This window comes from Aquabacterium sp. G14, from assembly GCF_037482285.1.
Classification (GTDB): domain Bacteria; phylum Pseudomonadota; class Gammaproteobacteria; order Burkholderiales; family Burkholderiaceae_C; genus Aquabacterium.
The window spans coordinates 110,902-126,615 of sequence record NZ_JBBEYB010000003.1; the positions used below are offsets into that span (position 1 = coordinate 110,902).

A 15,714-nucleotide genomic window follows, 5' to 3' on the forward strand; every position below is an offset into this window, starting at 1 on the left:
TCGAATAATCCACCTATGGGTGCGTGCCTTTCCTGGGTACGTGTCCTCTCACCCAGGAGATACGCGAATGTCAGCTGCCCCCGCAGCCAATCAGGCCGAAGGCAATGCCCCGAAGAAGGGCTCCAAGAAACTCCTCATCATCGTGGCGGTGGTTGTGGTGGTGTTGCTGCTCGCCGGCGTGGGGGCTTTTCTGCTGATGAAGAAGAACATGGCCCACGAGGAGGGCGATGAGGGTGATGCTGCGGCGCAGGTCGAAGAGGCCAAAGCACCCACCAAGAAAAAGCCCGCATCCGATGCGCCGCCGATCTTCGTGCCACTGGATCCGTTCATCGTGAACCTGGCCGATCGCGAAACCGAGCGTTTCGCTCAGATCGGGATCAACCTGCAGGTGGATGATGCCAAAGTGGGCGAGGACATGAAGCTCTACATGCCTGCCATCCGCAATGCCATCTTGCTGATCCTGTCGCACAAGACGGCCGAGGAATTGTTGACTGCTGAGGGCAAGGTCAAGTTGGCAGGCGAAATTCAGCGGGGCGCAGCACGTGCCATGGGGTACGAGATTGAGGAGCCCGAACCTGAGGGCGATGCAGCGTCGGCGGAGGACGGTGAGGCTGAAGCACCCGCGCCCAAGAAGCGCAAGAAAAAGAAGGTGGAAGAATACAACCCCATCCTCCAAGTGCACTACGCGAACTTCATCATCCAGTGAGCGGCGGTCGAATTCCTTGATCACCGTTCAAAGCAGTCACCGGCCATGAATCAGCAAATCCTCTCTCAAGACGAAGTTGATGCCCTGCTGCAGGGCATCACAGGCGAAAGCCAGAAGCTGGAGCAGGAAGAGGCGCCCACCGAGGGCGTGCGCGATTACAACCTGGCGCAGCAGGAACGGATCGTGCGTGGGCGCATGCCCACGATGGAAATCGTCAATGAACGGTTCGCGCGCAACATTCGCATTGGCTTGTTCAACTTCATCCGCAAGTCGCCCGAGGTGTCGGTGGGGGCCATCAAGGTGCAGAAGTACAGCGCCTTCTTGCGTGAAATCGTGGTGCCCACCAACTTCAACATCATGGCCGTGCGTCCCCTGCGGGGCTCTGGCCTGATTGTGTGCGAGCCCACCTTGGTGTTCTCGGTGATTGACGCCTTGTTTGGCGGCGCCGGCAAGTTCCACACCCGCATTGAGGGGCGTGACTTCTCGGCGACCGAGCAGCGCATCATTCGCCGACTGGTCGACGTGATCACCGAGGAATACAAGAAGTCGTGGCAAGGCATCTACCCGATCGAGTTGGACTACCAGCGTTCGGAGATGCAACCTCAGTTCGCCACGGTGGCCACGCCGGGTGAGATCGTGGTGTGTTGCTCGTTCACGCTGGAAATTGGTGATTCAACGGGCACCATCCATTTCTGCATTCCGTACGCGACTTTCGAGCCCATTCGCGACATCCTTTTCTCGTCGATTCAAGGCGATTCGGTGGAGCCCGACCGCCGTTGGGTGAAGTTGTTGACACAGCAGATCCAGTCCGCCGAGGTGGAGTTGGTGGCCGAGTTGGGGCATGCACCGGCCACCGTCGAGCAGTTGCTGGCGCTGAAGCCGGGGGATTTCATCGAACTGGACTTGGAGAAGGTCATCCAGGCCAAGGTGGACGGGGTGCCGGTGTTCGACAGCTACTACGGTACGTCGAACGGCAAGTACGCGTTGCGTGTGAACAATTTACTGACCTCCGGCCACACGGGCTGGATTGGAGACAACAATGTCTGACCCTGCAGAATTCCCGCCTTCGGGCGCCGACGCCGAGCAGGACGCCATGGCGGCCGAATGGGAGGCCGCACTCGCTCAGCAAGCAAGTACCTCCTCTGGTTCGATGGCTTCTGATCCTTTTGCAGAAGCCGCGAGCGAGGTGAGCAATCCTGTGCAGCAGGCCACACCTGCCGCGTTCGCGAACTTCGGATCGTCTGCGCCAGCCATGCCGGCGGGCAACGACATCAACATGATCCTCGACATCCCTGTCCAGCTGACGGTGGAGTTGGGGCGCACGCGCATTCCCATCAAGAACATCCTGCAACTGGCGCAGGGTTCGGTGGTGGAGTTGGACGCGCTGGCGGGTGAGCCCATGGATGTGTTGGTCAACGGGTTTCTGATCGCCCAGGGTGAAGTGGTGGTGGTGAACGACAAGTTTGGTATCCGTCTGACCGACATCGTGACGCCTTCCGAGCGCATGCGTCGCTTGAGCCGTGGTAACTGAGAACGCGGTGAGCGCGCGCGCGCCGCAGGGGTACAGAACGTGAACATGGCGTCAACAGGGCTGCTGATTGTCTGGTTTGTGGTGATCGTGGCTTTGATCCCGGTGAGCCTGTGGTTGTTGAAGCGCTCGGGCCTGGCCAATGGGGCACTGGGGGGAGGGCAGGCGCCTGTCAAGCCCGTGGGGAACCTGAACCTGGGGCCGGGGCAGCGCATCGTGACCGTGGAGGTGGGCGAGGGCGAGTCTCGTACCTGGCTGGTACTGGGTGTGACCTCTCAGCAGATCCATACCTTGCACACGATGGCCCCGTTGGCCCCACCTGCGGACGGTGGGGCCAGCCAGCCTACGGTGCCAGCTTTTGCGCAACTCCTGCGCGGCAAGATGGCCAAGCCTCAGGAGCCCCAATGATGCGGGTGCATGTTCAATACCGTTTGCCGCGCCTGGTATGGTCGGTCTGGCTGAAGGGCGCTCTGGCACTGATTTTGGCCGGCGCGGGGGCCGCGGCCTGGGCTCAGGCGGCTGCGGCACCCACGGGGGCCGGGTTGCCTTTGATGGTGGGGCAGGGCGGGGGCAACAGCTACTCCGTGCCGATTCAGACGCTGCTGTTCTTCACGGCACTGAGCTTTTTGCCGGCGCTGTTGCTGATGATGACCGGCTTCACCCGCATCGTGATCGTCTTGAGTCTGATGCGCCAGGCGTTGGGCACGGCCTCATCTCCGCCCAATCAGGTCATCATCGGACTGTCCCTGTTCTTGACGATGTTCGTGATGGGGCCGACGCTCGACAAGGTCTACAAGGAGGCATACGAGCCTTTTGCGGCCAATCAGATCTCCTTCAACGAGGCGCTGGAGCGTGGCCAGGGACCGATGCGGGCCTTCATGCTCAAGCAGACCCGTCAGTCGGATCTGGGCCTGTTCACGCGTCTGGCGAAGCTGGAAGGGCAGGTCACGCCCGAGACGGTGCCATTGCGTGTGCTGGTGCCAGCGTTTGTGACGAGCGAATTGAAGTCTGCTTTCCAGATTGGCTTCCTGATTTTCATTCCCTTCCTGGTGATCGACATGATCGTGGCCAGTGTGCTGATGAGCCTGGGGATGATGATGCTGTCGCCGGTGATGGTGGCCCTGCCGTTCAAGCTGATGCTGTTCGTGCTGGCCGACGGGTGGAATCTGCTGCTGGGCTCTCTGGCGGCGAGTTTCGTGCAGTAGCGGTCACGGAGTTTCACGATGGAATCGCAACAGGTATTGACGATTGCCCGCGACGGCTTGCTGACCCTTTTGATCGTGTGTGGACCGATCACTCTGGTGGTGCTGGCGGTGGGCCTGGTGGTGTCGATCTTTCAGGCCGCCACACAGATTCATGAAGCGACCTTGTCGTTCGTGCCCAAGCTGTTGGCCGCGTTTGCCACGCTGGGGTTGGCCGGTCCGTGGATGATGTCTACGTTGGTGGACTACATCCGCAGCGTGCTGGAATCGATCCCGACTGTGGTGGGCTGAGTGGTCAGTTTCACCGAAGCGCAGGTGCTGGCCTGGATCACGCCCTGGTTGTGGGCGTTTTTCCGGGTGGCAGGTATTTTCACGACGGCGCCCGTGTTGTCGCAGCGCTCGGTGCCACGGCGGGTGCGCCTGTCCCTGGCCATTTTGATCGTGATTTGCGCGCAGCCCAGCTTGCCCCCCATGCCGGACATTGCGATCAATTCACCGCAGGCGGTGATGGTGATCGTGCAGCAGGTGTTGATCGGGTTGACCATGGGGTTTGCTGCGCGGGTGGTGTTTGCCGCCATCGAGTTTGCCGGTGAGCTGATCGGTTTGCAGATGGGCTTGAGCTTTGCGAGCTTTTTTGACCCGATGATGGGCGGTCAGGTCAACGGGGTGAGCCGCTTTTTCGGCACCACGGCTTTGTGGTTGTTCGTTGTGATGAACGGGCATCTGTTGCTCACGGGAGCCGTTTTGCAGAGCTTTCATGCGTTTCCCGTCTCGCCTGAGCCTTTGGCTTTCCTTCAGCAGGTCAAGCCTCAGGTATGGGGCGCAGAGATTTTCAAGCTGGGCCTGTGGGTGGCGTTGCCGGTGGTCTCGATGTTGCTGCTGGTCAACATGGTTCTGGGACTGATTGCCCGGGTCGCACCACAGATGAACGTCTTTTCGATCGGTTTCCCGGTGACCTTGTCGGTCGGGTTCACAGGTTTGTGGTTGACCTTGCCGATGATGGAGGTTCCGTTGAGCATGGCGCTGGAGCGCATGATGGCCTACTTCATGTGAGCGACGCAGGGAAGGTGGGGCGCATGGAAGCGTCCTGCCGAAAGCAGGTGCGGTTCGTTCGTAGAATTGCGCCATGTCTTCGAAGCCTGCCGCCAAATCTTCCAGCCAGCCCAATGCCGAGTACGGCGAGGGCTCCATCCGCGTTCTCAAGGGCCTGGAGCCCGTCAAACAGCGTCCGGGCATGTACACCCGGACCGACAACCCCCTGCACATCATCCAGGAGGTGATCGACAACGCGGCCGACGAGGCGCTGGCGGGGTTTGGCAAGCGCATTGCCGTGACGCAGCACACCGATGGCTCGGTCAGCGTGGAAGACGATGGGCGGGGCATTCCCTTTGGCCTGCATCCCGAAGAGGGCGTCAGCGTGGTCGAGATCGTGTTCACGCGCCTGCACGCGGGGGGGAAGTTCGACAAGGGCTCCGGCGGGGCGTACAGCTTCTCGGGTGGCTTGCACGGCGTGGGCGTGAGCGTGACCAATGCGCTGTCCACCCGCTTGCAGGTGACGGTGTGCCGTGACAGGCAGGTGGCCACACTGGCTTTCAGTGGTGGCGACGTGATCGAGCCGGTGACGGTGCGACCGGCGGCGTCGGGCGACCGCAAGAACGGCACGACCGTGCGCGCCTGGCCCGATGCGAAGTATTTCGAGAGCGCCGAGTTGCCCAAGGGTGAGCTGGTGCACATGCTGCGCAGCAAGGCGGTGCTGATGCCTGGGGTGACCATCACCCTGACGAACGAGAAGACGGGCGAGGTACAGACTTGGCTGTACAAGGGCGGCCTGCGCGACTACCTGACCCAGACGTTGTCGACGGACCCCTTGATTCCGCTGTTCGAGGGCGAGCAGTACGCCAGTGGCAGTGAGACGGAGAACTTTGCAGAGGGCGAAGGTGCCGCCTGGTGCGTGGCCTTCACCGAAGAAGGCTCGCCGATGCGCGAGAGCTACGTCAACCTGATCCCGACGGTGGCGGGTGGCACGCACGAGTCCGGGTTGAAGGACGGGCTGTTCCAGGCGGTCAAGGGCTTCATCGAGATGCATTCGCTGATGCCCAAGGGCGTGAAGCTGATGCCCGATGACGTGTTTTCGCGCGCCAGCTTTGTGTTGAGCGCGAAGGTGTTGGACCCGCAGTTCCAGGGCCAGACCAAGGAGCGTTTGAACAGCCGTGATGCCTTGCGACTGGTGAGCACCTATGTGAAGCCAAGCCTGGAGTTGTGGCTGAACCAGCACGTGGAGTACGGCAAGAAACTGGCTGAACTGGTGATCAAGCAGGCGCAGGCGCGCCAGCGTGCGGGCCAAAAGGTCGAAAAGAAGAAGGGCTCGGGCGTGGCGGTGCTGCCGGGCAAGCTGACCGATTGTGAGAGCCGCGACATCAGCCTCAACGAGGTCTTCCTGGTGGAAGGGGACTCGGCCGGGGGCAGTGCCAAGATGGGGCGCGACAAGGAAACGCAGGCTGTGCTGCCGCTGCGCGGCAAGGTGCTCAATGCCTGGGAGGTGGAGCGCGACCTGCTGTTCAAGAACAACGAAATCCACGACATCTCGGTGGCGATCGGGGTGGATCCGCACGGGCCGAACGATGAGCCCGACCTGAGCGGGTTGCGCTACGGCAAGGTCTGCATCCTGTCAGATGCGGACGTGGACGGCTCGCACATCCAGGTGCTGTTGCTGACGCTGTTCTTCCGCCACTTCCCGAAGTTGATCGAAACGGGACACATTTACATTGCCCGCCCGCCCTTGTATCGGGTGGATGCGCCGGCGCGGGGCAAGAAGCCCGCGGCCAAGCTGTATGCGCTGGATGAGGGTGAGTTGACGGCCATATTGGACAAGCTGCGCAAGGAAGGTTGCCGCGAGGGCAGCTGGACCATCAGCCGCTTCAAGGGTCTGGGTGAGATGAACGCCGAGCAGCTGTGGGACACCACGCTGAACCCGGAAACCCGCCGCTTGCTGCCGGTGGCCTATGGCGAGCCGGGCTTTGAAGCCACGGAGGGCTCGTTCACCAAGCTGATGGGCAAGGGCGAAGCCGCCTCACGCCGTGAGTTGATGGAGTTGCACGGCAACGAGGTGGAAATCGACGTGTGACGTCGCCTTTGGGGTATCGCAGCCAAGCTGGTGCGACGCGCCCAAGTTGACTGCGACCGCCTGCGCCAGGTGGTTCGTGCGGGTGTCAAGCCGTGTCACGTGGGGGGCTGATCCGTCAACCAGGCTCGGGCGAGACGCTGAGCCCAGTCCGGTTGTGTCGCGTCGGTCTGCAATGTGTAGCCGGCTTCTTCGGGGCGCAGTGCGGTGTCGCGTTGCAGCTGTTTCGCCAGCACGCCCGCGTCGGCATCCGACGCGTCTTGGGCGGCCTGTTGCCGGGCTTGGAGGCGGTTCTCCAGTGTGGTGCGGGGTGCTTCGCAGTGCAGGATGGCGAAGGGGACGGACTGCTTGATCGCCACACGTAGGAAGCGCTCGCGCTCGCTCGAATCCAGAAAGGTCGCATCAACGATGATGGGCCAGCCGGCTTTCAGGCATAACTCCGCCAAGAAGAGCAGGTGTGCGTAGGTGGCCTGGGTGCGATCGCGGTTGTAGAGCGGGTTGGCGTCAAGGTCGCCCGAGCCTGAGGGGGTGGCACCAGCAGGCTGGGCTGCCGGCTGTGCGGCACCAAACAACCGCTTTCGCTCGATGTCCGAGCGCACACGGATGGCGCCAGCCTGTTCCAGCAGGCCTTGCGACACAAAGGTCTTGCCCGAGCCCGAGACGCCGTGGGTGATGAGCAGGCGTGGCGCCGTCGGGGCGATGAGGCGGTGAGCCAGCGCCAGATAGTCCGGGCCGGCCGGAACCTGTCCCTTGCCCGCCTTGATGCGGGCGACGAGGGCGCGCACCAAGGCCCGGTAGACGAGGTAATGGCGCAGCACGGGAAGGCCAGCATGGTCACCGCTCGCGTCCAGATAGGCATTGAGGAAGCGGAAGGCGAGGTCGGTGCGTTGGTACGCCATCAGGTCCATGACCAGGAAGGCGACGTCGCTGAGTGGGTCGCTCCAGCGCAGGCCGGGGTCGAACTCGATGCAGTCAAAGCCGGTGAGGGTGCCATCCAAGAGAACGACGTTGGCGAGGTGCAGGTCGCCATGGCCTTCGACGATGCGGCCCTGTGCTTGGCGCTGGGCCCACAGTGGGCGCAGCAGGGGGGCTTGGGTGTCGAACCAAGCCGCGAAGGGGGCGCTGAGGGCCTCACCACCGATGTCGGCCAGGTTGCGCAGCACGTCGCGGGTGGTTTGTTCGACCAACTGCGGGCTGCCGTAGGGGCTGGACGTTGGCGCGACCTCGGCGCTGCGGTGAAATCCAGCCAGATGCCGGGCGAAGTCGTCGAGCTGTGTGGGCTGAACCTGTCCTGAAGCCAGCAATTCCCCGAGCAGCGCGCCTTTGGGGAACTGGCGCATGTGCACGGCGTACTCGATGGCCGGTCCGGTGCCCCCCAGCACAGGCGAGTCAGGCGTCCCGGTGATGGGGGTGACGTCCAGGTAGAGCGATGGGGCCATGCGGCGGTTGAGGCGCAGCTCCTCTTCGCACAACTGGTGGCGGCGTGCCAGGGTGCTGGCGTCCAGAAACGGCAGGCGCAGGGGCTTTTTGAGTTTCCAGGCGTCCTGACCGTCGAGCAGCACCCAGGAGATGTGGGTTTCGATGAGGCGGGCCCCGCGTTGCCGACGCAAGTGCGCCACCAGGGTGGTGGCTGACGCGAGGCAGGTGGGGGAGGTGGTCATAACGTGTCTCGTCGCTCTCTGATGCTGTGGGCTTGCGCCTGAATGGCGTGGACCGTCTCGGTGTCCATCTTGTTCAGATTCTTGTACACCATGGCCAGACGTGGGTTGCCTTGCAGCCGGTCGGCGTGGCGCAGGTGAAAGTCCCAGTACAGGGCGTTGAACGGGCAGGCCTGAGGCCCCAGCCGCTCCTTGTGCTGGTAGTGGCACCCTTTGCAGTGGTCACCCATGCGCTGAATGTAGCTGGCGCTGGACACATAGGGTTTGGTCGCCAGCAGCCCGCCGTCGGCAAACTGGCTCATGCCCAGGGTGTTGGGCAGCTCCACCCACTCGAAAGCGTCGATGTAGACGCCCAGGTACCACTGGTGCACCGCCTGGGGGGACAAGCCGGCGAGCAGGGCGAAGTTGCCGATGACCATGAGGCGCTGGATGTGGTGTGCGTAGGCGTGCGTCAGGGACTGACCGATGGCGTGCGCCACGCAGGCCATGCGGGTGTCGCCCGTCCAGAACCATACCGGTAGCGGCAGGGTGTGACCCAGGGCGTTGTGGTCAACGTAGCCTGGCATGTGGGCCCAGTAGACGCCGCGCACGTACTCGCGCCAGCCCAGAATCTGGCGGATGAAGCCTTCGACGGCGGCCAGGGGGGCATACCCATCGGCCCAGGCTTGCTCGGCGCGCCCGACCACCTCCCGCGGGTTCAGCATCTTGGTGTTCAGCGCGAAGGACAGCAGCGAGTGGAAGACGCGCCAGCCGTGCTGGGTGAGCGCATCCTGGTAGTCGCCAAAGTGGGGCAGGGCGTGGGCGATGAAGGCGTCGAGGTGTTGCAGGGCTTCCTGGCGGTTCAGGGGCCAGGCGAGCTGATCCGCCTGAGGGTCGCCAAAGGAACGCACGCCCGCGTCGCAAAAGCTTTGCCAGAGCGCGCGGTGGTCGTGTGGGGTGCGCCAGTCTGCTGGCAAAGAGGGAGCGCCCTTCCAGGCTTTGCGGTTGTCAGGGTCGAAGTTCCACTGGCCGCCAGTGGGGCGCTTGGGATTGTCCGCGTCCAGCAGGACGTGATGCTGGAGGCGCATCTGGCGGTAGAAGTGCTCCATCAGCCACTGCTTGCGGCCAGCGAAGAGGGCGGCGGCTTCACCGCGCTCGGTGTAGAAGTGCTCGCTGCTGATGCTGTGGCTGGGGATGCCCAGCCGCTGGGGTGCCTCCTGGGACCACGTTTGCAGTTGCTCGTCCAGTCGCCATTCGTCTGGTTCCTGATATTCGACCCCGGTGGCGCCGTAATGTGCCACCAGCGCGTCCAGGTTGCCGGTGAGGGACTGACGGTTCGATGGATCGTCCAGGGCGATGTAGCGCACCCGATGGCCATCGGTCTTGAGCTGCCGGGCGAAGTCGCGCATGCCTGCGACGATGGCGAGGATCTTCTGGGCATGGTGCAGGACGTAGGCCATCTCGGGATGGATTTCCATCAGCACATAGACCACGTCGGGACGCACCTCGGCGAACCAGCTGTGGCAGGGGTTGAGTTGGTCGCCCAGGATCAGTCGCAGCGTGGTCATGCCAAAAAGTGTATCGGCCGGCTTGAAGCCGTCTTCAGATTCGCCTCAGCTGAGATTGATGCAATGCCGAGTCTTGGTCATTTTGCGTGGATCTGATGAAACAGGTGTATTCGCCCTCGAAGTGGGGCCGCTGGCACAGCTATGTGTCTCTGCTGGCGTTGTTTGTGGTGCTGGGGGCGGTGCTGAGGGCCCTGCTGTGGCTCAAAACAGGGGGGCAGGCACCCTGGACACCCGCGCTGGCGGCGCGAGTGTTTGGCGTGGGCCTGGTCTATGACCTGGTGGCCGGGGCCAGCTTGCTGATGCCTTTGATGCTGTTTCTGGCGGTGGTGCCGTCAAAGTGGCTGGCACGACGTGGTTTCCGCATCTGGCTGGCGCTGGGCATGGTCGTCTGGGTGGCGCTCATGCTGTTCATCGGCATCTCGGAGTGGATCTTCTGGGATGAGTTCGGCTCTCGCTTCAACTTCATCGCAGTGGACTATCTGCTTTACACCCATGAGGTGATTGGCAACATCCGCGAGTCCTACCCTGTGGGGGTGATCCTGTCGGCGCTGGCCTTGGTGGCCACGGCCCTGGTTTGGCAGGGGCGCCGGGCGCTGGTGCCACGGCCGGATCATGACGTGTCGCGCTGGGCCCGCTGGGGGCTGCCGGTGGCGGTGGTGGGGGCTGTGAGCATGGCCCATGCGGTGGTTGATGGCCACTGGAAGGAACAGTCGAGCAACCGTTATGTGAATGCCTTGAGCGGCGATGGCGTCTATGAGTTCTTCTCCGCCCTGCGTCACAACGAGTTGGACTACGAGCATTTCTACCAAAGTCTGCCCCCGCCGGAGGCCATGGCCCGTCTGCGCAAGCAGCTGCCCACGCCCCACGCGCGCCTGGCGTCCAACGACCCGATGGACCTGACCCGCATCGTGGACGACGGGCAGCCTGAAAAGCACCTGAACGTGGTGCTGATCTCGGTGGAGAGCCTGTCGGCGGACTATCTGGCGCATTTCGGCAATCAACGTGGGTTGACGCCTCGTCTGGACGCCTTGGCCGAACAGGGCCTCCTGTTCACCCGCCTGTACGCCACAGGCACGCGCACGGTGCGAGGGTTGGAGGCTTTGTCTCTGTCTCTGCCGCCCACACCGGGCCAGTCGATCGTGAAGCGGCCAGGCAATGCGGACCTGTTCTCGCTGGGCAGCGTGTTCGCGTCCAAGGGCTATGACACCCGCTATGTGTACGGCGGCTATGGTTACTTTGACAACATGAATGCGTTTTTCAGTGCCAACCACTACCAGGTGGTGGACCGCATGGCGATCCCGGCTGAGCGCATTCACCATGAAAACATCTGGGGCGTGGCCGATGAGGACCTGTTCACCCAGGCGCTGCAGGAGGCCGATGCCTCTCATGCACGGGGCAAGCCCTCGTTCATGCATGTGATGACCACGTCCAACCACCGGCCTTACACCTATCCGGAGGGGCGCATCGACATCCCGTCGCATCAGAGCCGCGAAGGCGGGGTGAAGTACACGGACTGGGCCATCGGCAATTTCCTGGACCGTGCCGCTCAAAAGCCCTGGTTCAAGGACACGGTGTTTGTCATCGTCGCCGACCACTGCGCATCCAGTGCAGGCAAGACCGACCTGCCGGTCGAGCGTTATCACATCCCGGCCCTCATCTATGCACCCGGGCACATCGCGCCGGCCAAAGTGGACCGCCTGGCCAGCCAGATCGACATCGCGCCGACCCTGCTGGGCCTGCTGCACTTCAAGTACGAGAGCCGCTTCCTGGGCTATGACCTGTTTGACCTGGAGCCGGGCCGTGAGCGTGCCTTCATCAGCACCTATCAGGACCTGGGCTACCTGACCGACCATGCGCTGGTGCGACTGGATTCGCGGGGCGGTGTGCAAACCACCCAGGTTGCCGATGGCGAGGACCGAGGCCGTGCTGCACCGATGACCTCGTCGCAGGTGGCAGATGCCATCAGTTGGTACCAGGGCGCCGCCTGGGCTTACCATCACGAAGGTCTGTCACTGAAGGGTTTGCGCTCTCCAAGCTATGCGGGTCTTGCTGGTCGAAGATGATGTGTTGTTGGGCGATGGCCTGCAGCAAGGCTTGATCCAGCAGGGCTATGCTGTGGACTGGCTGCAGCGGGGGGACGAAGCCGAGGCGGCTTTGCTCGCCCACCGCTATGACTGTGCGGTGCTGGACTGGCAACTGCCTGGTTTGACGGGTGTCGAGCTGCTGCAACGGCTGCGCGCACGGCGGGATACGACTCCGGTGCTCTTGCTGACCGCCCGTGATGCCCTGACCGATCGGATTGCCGGCCTCGATGTCGGTGCCGATGATTACCTGGTCAAGCCCGTGGCTCTGGACGAGCTGGGGGCCCGCATTCGGGCGCGTGTACGGCGGGCCCTGGGGCAAGCCAGCCCCGTGTTCACCTGTGGCGCGTTGGTGCTGGACCCGGCCCGACGGGTGGTGACCTTGCGCGGTGAGCCGGTGGACCTGTCGTCCCGGGAGTTCAACGTGCTGGCCAAACTGATCAGCCAGCCCGGGCGACCCTACTCTCAGGCACAGCTGATCGAGTCCTTGTATGCCTGGGACGATGACGTCTCCAGCAATGCGATCGAGGTCTACATCTACCAACTGCGACGCAAGCTCGGCTCAGACTGGATCAAGACCATGCGTGGCGTGGGCTACATGCTCAACCCGGTGGGAGAAGCCTGATGCGTTCCTTGCGTGATCGGCTCACGCGACTGTTGCTCGCTGTCTTGATCCCAATCTGGCTGGTCATGGCCTTCACCTCCTATGTGTCGGTGTTGCACGAAGTCGACGAGATCGACGCCCGGCAGCTCGATGAGGTGGCTCAACCCTACTTGCGCATGTCGGTGCCCGGCTTGCAGAAGGCGCTGGAATTGGCGGTCAGCCGCGACCAGGACGATGACGAACCTCCTTTGTCGGTACTGCGCTGGGGCAGTCAGGGGGACCTGTTGTATCGCAGTCCGATGGCGCCGGCCTTGTCGTTTGCCTCCCGCCCGAGTCACGACGACGAAGACGAGGGCGAGGTGGACAGCCTGCGCCCCGTTCAATTGCAAGACACCACCTGGCGGGTGCTGTGGCACCACGATCATGTTCATGGCGAGTGGACGGCGGTGCTGCGTGCCATGACCGAGCGCGACGAGCTGGCCCGCGGCATGGCACTGGGCTTGATCTTGCCGTCTCTGGTGACGGCGCTGGCGCTGGTGTTGGTGGTGAGTTGGGCGGTACGCCGTGGCTTGAGGCCCTTGAAGGAGGTGGGGCGGCAGGTCTCGCAGCGCCAGGACCAGGACCTGTCCCCCATCGAGACCGGCGAGGTGCCCCGCGAGGTGACCCCGCTGCTCAATGAAATCAATGCCTTGCTGGCCCGTCTGGACCGGGCCTTGTCCCTGGAGCGACAGTTCACGGCCGATGCCTCGCACGAGCTGCGCACGCCGCTGGCGGCGGCGATGGCGCAAATCGAGGTGGCCCAGGGTGCTGTGGACGACACCCAGCGAGACACCGCGCTGAAGCAGGCCCGTGCGGGACTGACGCGCGCCAACACGCTGACCGAGCAGTTGCTTGCGCTGGCGCGGCTGGATCACCACCTGGATGGCCGACTGGACCGCGCGACACGTGCGGCCTGGCCGGGCTGGCAGCGTGAGCTGGATGTGGCGGAGTTGGTCCGTCAGGAAATGGCCGATCTGGCTCTGATGTCCGTCAAGGCCAATGTGGCCTTGTCGCTGGATGCGCCAGAGCAGCCTTGCCGGGTGGGCGCTCAACCGCAATGGCTGAGTCTGGCCGTGCGCAACGTGCTGGGCAACGCACTGAAGTTCACGCCCCCTGGCGGGCAGGTTCGCGTCACGGTCAGCGAGACGGCCAACGAGGTCTGCGTGGTCGTCCAGGACACGGGCCCTGGCGTGCCGGACGAGATGCTGCCGCAATTGGGGCGGCGATTTGCCCGGGGCGATCACACCCGTTCGGGCTCAGGCTTGGGCCTGTCTATCGCATCGCGCGTGGCCGAGTTGCATGGGGGAACCTTGCGCTTTGCGTCGGCTCAGGGCCTGACGGTGACGCTGACCCTGCCGAAGTGAGCGGCGTACGGCTGTGGCGACAGCGGTCTGAGCAGTCCCACACCTGCGCCCATTTCTTGCGCCAAGCGAAGGGCCGCTGGCAGCAGGCACACACCTTGGTCGGCAGGTCGGCTTTTTTGCGCATGCGCATTCAGAACTCCAGCGTCAGTTGAGTGGTTTCGGCGGGCGCTGTGCTGCGTGATGCACCTCCCAGGTTGCCGCTGCGCCCTGCGGGGCGTTTGCGGGAACCGTGCCGCGCCACGATGGCGGCCTTGCCCGCTTTCACCTCCGGCTTTGCGCGCAGGCTGTGTAGCCGTGTCTTGGCCGTTCGCGTGGCCTGCTCCAGGTCTACCAGCGGGACAGGGATGTCCACGCCCACCTGCAGCCCGCAACGCGCCTGCACGTCAGCAGGCATGCGCCAGGGTTCGAACAGCCAGGTCTGGGGCACCTTGCGCATGTAAGGCAGCCAGCGCCGCACAAAGTGCCCGTGCGGGTCGTGGTCGTGGGCCTGTTTGATCGGGTTGTAGACCCGTGTGGTGTTGATGCCCGTGGTGCCCGATTGCATCTGCATCTGGCTCCAGTGGATGCCGGGCTCGTAGTCCAGAAACTGGCGCGCCAGCCACAAGCCCACCGGGCGCCAGTGCAGCCACAGCGGATAGGCCGCTACCGACACCAGCATGGCCCGCATGCGGAAGTTCAGCCAGCCGGTGTGGCGCAGCATGGTCACGCAGGCGTCCACCAGCGGCCAGCCGGTGCGGGCCTGCACCAGCGCCTGAAAGTGCGCCTCGTTCCAGTCGTGCTCGCGCAGGCCGTCGTAGCCGCGGTGCAGATTGCGCCACTCCAGCTCAGGCTCGGATTCCAGCTTCTGGACGAAGTGGCAATGCCAGTACAGGCGGCTCACGAAGGCTTGCAGTCCGGCCCGCTGGCGGCTGGCGCTGTCTGGCAAGGTGTGGATTTGATGGCGGGTGGTCTGCACGACTTCGCGCATGCTCAGGCAGCCGTAGGCCAGGTACGGCGACAGACGCGAGCAGGCGCTCGGGGCCGACAGCGGCGAGGAGATGCCGCCGCGGTACTGCCCACAGCGGTCGGTCAGGAAGTCTTGCAGCACGGCCAGCCCCTCATGGCGCCCCCCTGGCTGGCGTCGGGGGGGCATCTCATCGGACAAGCCCAGAGCCTGGGCGGTGGGTGGCGCTGGCTCGGTCCAGGGCAGAGGCATGTCCTGCAGGGTTGGCGCGGGCAGCAGGCCGGCGGCCATGTGGGCTTCCCAATGACCTTGCCAGGTGTTGCGGCTCTTCAGGCGCCTGACCACGCCAAACTGGGGCCACTCCTGCCACTGCACGTGGTGGGCGCGGCACCACTGTGCCACGGCCTTGTCGCGCTGGTAGCTAGGGTCGTTGCCGGTTTCCTCGTGGGCACAAACCCGTGCGAAGGGCGCCAGGGCATGCAGGCGCTCCAGCACGTCCACGACTTCACCGGTGACGACATTGAGCCGTGCACCCAGCAGGCGCAGCTCACGCGCCAGGTCTCGCAGGCTTTCCTCGATGAAGGCGTGGTGCTGCGCGGCGGCATCAGGCTGCGCCCACAGGCTGGGTTCGAACACATACAGGCACAGCACCGGCCCACGCTGCGCAGCCTCGCTCAAGGCCCGGTGATCCACCGCCCTGAGGTCTCGCTTGAACCACACCACGCTGTACGTCATGGCGCCGAGGATAGGCAAGGCCACGCGGTGCAGGTTGCACGGTACGGGCTTGAATCGATGCAAAGGCGTGACAAGCAGGGGCGCACCTGCGTCGGGCGGCGCAACAGCTGCGGCGAAGACGCCGGGGGGATGCGGCAAAATCAGGGGGATTGACCGGGCGGCACTGTGCGCCCATCCAGCCCCTAC

General features: G+C 63.8%; 15 protein-coding genes. 11 read left to right on the plus strand and 4 right to left on the minus strand.

Going from position 1 to position 15,714, the window contains the following annotated elements:
- Positions 1-67: 67 nt before the first annotated feature.
- The 8 genes from WIT60_RS04950 (at position 68) to WIT60_RS04985 (ending at position 6,560) form a co-directional block, all read left to right on the plus strand.
- Positions 68-706 carry a flagellar basal body-associated FliL family protein gene (locus WIT60_RS04950; RefSeq protein WP_339582842.1) on the plus strand — a complete coding sequence of 213 codons (639 nt, stop codon included), beginning with the start codon at positions 68-70 and terminating at the stop codon, positions 704-706.
- A gap of 45 nt (positions 707-751) precedes the next feature.
- Positions 752-1,753, plus strand: a complete 1,002-nt coding sequence (gene fliM, locus WIT60_RS04955) for a flagellar motor switch protein FliM (protein ID WP_339582843.1) — start codon at positions 752-754, stop codon at positions 1,751-1,753.
- Positions 1,754-1,799: 46 nt separating this feature from the next.
- Positions 1,800-2,237, plus strand: coding sequence for a flagellar motor switch protein FliN (gene fliN / locus WIT60_RS04960; protein ID WP_339583001.1), 438 nt, complete (start codon positions 1,800-1,802; stop codon positions 2,235-2,237).
- Between the two features lie 45 nt (positions 2,238-2,282).
- Positions 2,283-2,642 carry a FliO/MopB family protein gene (locus tag WIT60_RS04965; RefSeq protein WP_339582844.1) on the plus strand — a complete coding sequence of 120 codons (360 nt, stop codon included), beginning with the start codon at positions 2,283-2,285 and terminating at the stop codon, positions 2,640-2,642.
- Complete coding sequence (fliP, locus tag WIT60_RS04970) at positions 2,642-3,439, plus strand: flagellar type III secretion system pore protein FliP (RefSeq protein ID WP_339583002.1); 798 nt, start codon at positions 2,642-2,644, stop codon at positions 3,437-3,439. Before WIT60_RS04965 ends, fliP begins: the two co-directional genes overlap by 1 nt.
- Before the next feature lie 18 nt (positions 3,440-3,457).
- On the plus strand, positions 3,458-3,727 hold the full coding sequence (fliQ, locus tag WIT60_RS04975) for a flagellar biosynthesis protein FliQ (RefSeq protein ID WP_339582845.1): 270 nt from the start codon (positions 3,458-3,460) through the stop codon (positions 3,725-3,727).
- On the plus strand, positions 3,728-4,489 hold the full coding sequence (fliR, locus tag WIT60_RS04980; RefSeq protein ID WP_339582846.1) for a flagellar biosynthetic protein FliR: 762 nt from the start codon (positions 3,728-3,730) through the stop codon (positions 4,487-4,489). It begins immediately after the preceding gene.
- Positions 4,490-4,562: 73 nt separating this feature from the next.
- Positions 4,563-6,560 carry a DNA topoisomerase IV subunit B gene (locus tag WIT60_RS04985; RefSeq protein WP_339582847.1) on the plus strand — a complete coding sequence of 666 codons (1,998 nt, stop codon included), beginning with the start codon at positions 4,563-4,565 and terminating at the stop codon, positions 6,558-6,560.
- 95 nt (positions 6,561-6,655) lie between these two features.
- Here the strand turns inward: WIT60_RS04985 and WIT60_RS04990 are convergent, their stop codons facing one another.
- On the minus strand, positions 6,656-8,218 hold the full coding sequence (locus tag WIT60_RS04990; RefSeq protein ID WP_339582848.1) for a bifunctional aminoglycoside phosphotransferase/ATP-binding protein: 1,563 nt from the start codon (positions 8,216-8,218) through the stop codon (positions 6,656-6,658).
- Complete coding sequence (locus WIT60_RS04995; protein ID WP_339582849.1) at positions 8,215-9,762, minus strand: cryptochrome/photolyase family protein; 1,548 nt, start codon at positions 9,760-9,762, stop codon at positions 8,215-8,217. Before WIT60_RS04995 ends, WIT60_RS04990 begins: the two co-directional genes overlap by 4 nt.
- A 95-nt stretch (positions 9,763-9,857) precedes the next feature.
- Here WIT60_RS04995 and WIT60_RS05000 point away from each other — a divergent pair, with 95 nt between their 5' ends.
- From WIT60_RS05000 to WIT60_RS05010, 3 genes are read left to right on the plus strand one after another with little or no spacing between them, the layout of a single operon-like run.
- Positions 9,858-11,825 (plus strand): LTA synthase family protein, encoded by a 1,968-nt coding sequence (locus WIT60_RS05000; protein WP_339583003.1) that lies wholly within the window; start codon positions 9,858-9,860, stop codon positions 11,823-11,825.
- Positions 11,800-12,468 carry a response regulator gene (locus WIT60_RS05005; RefSeq protein WP_300155066.1) on the plus strand — a complete coding sequence of 223 codons (669 nt, stop codon included), beginning with the start codon at positions 11,800-11,802 and terminating at the stop codon, positions 12,466-12,468. The genes WIT60_RS05000 and WIT60_RS05005 overlap by 26 nt, the downstream gene beginning before the upstream one ends.
- On the plus strand, positions 12,468-13,850 hold the full coding sequence (locus tag WIT60_RS05010) for an ATP-binding protein (protein WP_339582850.1): 1,383 nt from the start codon (positions 12,468-12,470) through the stop codon (positions 13,848-13,850). The genes WIT60_RS05005 and WIT60_RS05010 overlap by 1 nt, the downstream gene beginning before the upstream one ends.
- On the opposite strand, the gene WIT60_RS05015 is transcribed toward WIT60_RS05010, so the two are convergent.
- On the minus strand, positions 13,759-13,980 hold the full coding sequence (locus WIT60_RS05015) for a DUF2256 domain-containing protein (protein ID WP_339582851.1): 222 nt from the start codon (positions 13,978-13,980) through the stop codon (positions 13,759-13,761). The genes WIT60_RS05010 and WIT60_RS05015 overlap by 92 nt on opposite strands.
- Positions 13,981-15,528 carry an FAD-binding domain-containing protein gene (locus WIT60_RS05020; RefSeq protein WP_339583004.1) on the minus strand — a complete coding sequence of 516 codons (1,548 nt, stop codon included), beginning with the start codon at positions 15,526-15,528 and terminating at the stop codon, positions 13,981-13,983.
- Between the last annotated feature and the right edge of the window lie 186 nt (positions 15,529-15,714).

Excerpts from the sequence above, each read along its gene's own strand:
- WIT60_RS04950 (WP_339582842.1), top strand. The coding sequence starts at position 68 with ATGTCAGCTGCCCCCGCAGCCAATCAGGCCGAAGGCAATGCCCCGAAG.
- fliM (WP_339582843.1), top strand. The coding sequence starts at position 752 with ATGAATCAGCAAATCCTCTCTCAAGACGAAGTTGATGCCCTGCTGCAG.
- fliN (WP_339583001.1), top strand. The coding sequence starts at position 1,800 with ATGGCGGCCGAATGGGAGGCCGCACTCGCTCAGCAAGCAAGTACCTCC.
- WIT60_RS04965 (WP_339582844.1), top strand. The coding sequence starts at position 2,283 with ATGGCGTCAACAGGGCTGCTGATTGTCTGGTTTGTGGTGATCGTGGCT.
- fliP (WP_339583002.1), top strand. The coding sequence starts at position 2,642 with ATGCGGGTGCATGTTCAATACCGTTTGCCGCGCCTGGTATGGTCGGTC.
- fliQ (WP_339582845.1), top strand. The coding sequence starts at position 3,458 with ATGGAATCGCAACAGGTATTGACGATTGCCCGCGACGGCTTGCTGACC.
- WIT60_RS04985 (WP_339582847.1), top strand. The coding sequence starts at position 4,563 with ATGTCTTCGAAGCCTGCCGCCAAATCTTCCAGCCAGCCCAATGCCGAG.
- WIT60_RS04990 (WP_339582848.1), bottom strand. The coding sequence starts at position 8,218 with ATGACCACCTCCCCCACCTGCCTCGCGTCAGCCACCACCCTGGTGGCG.
- WIT60_RS04995 (WP_339582849.1), bottom strand. The coding sequence starts at position 9,762 with ATGACCACGCTGCGACTGATCCTGGGCGACCAACTCAACCCCTGCCAC.
- WIT60_RS05000 (WP_339583003.1), top strand. The coding sequence starts at position 9,858 with ATGAAACAGGTGTATTCGCCCTCGAAGTGGGGCCGCTGGCACAGCTAT.
- WIT60_RS05005 (WP_300155066.1), top strand. The coding sequence starts at position 11,800 with ATGCGGGTCTTGCTGGTCGAAGATGATGTGTTGTTGGGCGATGGCCTG.
- WIT60_RS05010 (WP_339582850.1), top strand. The coding sequence starts at position 12,468 with ATGCGTTCCTTGCGTGATCGGCTCACGCGACTGTTGCTCGCTGTCTTG.
- WIT60_RS05015 (WP_339582851.1), bottom strand. The coding sequence starts at position 13,980 with ATGCGCATGCGCAAAAAAGCCGACCTGCCGACCAAGGTGTGTGCCTGC.
- WIT60_RS05020 (WP_339583004.1), bottom strand. The coding sequence starts at position 15,528 with ATGACGTACAGCGTGGTGTGGTTCAAGCGAGACCTCAGGGCGGTGGAT.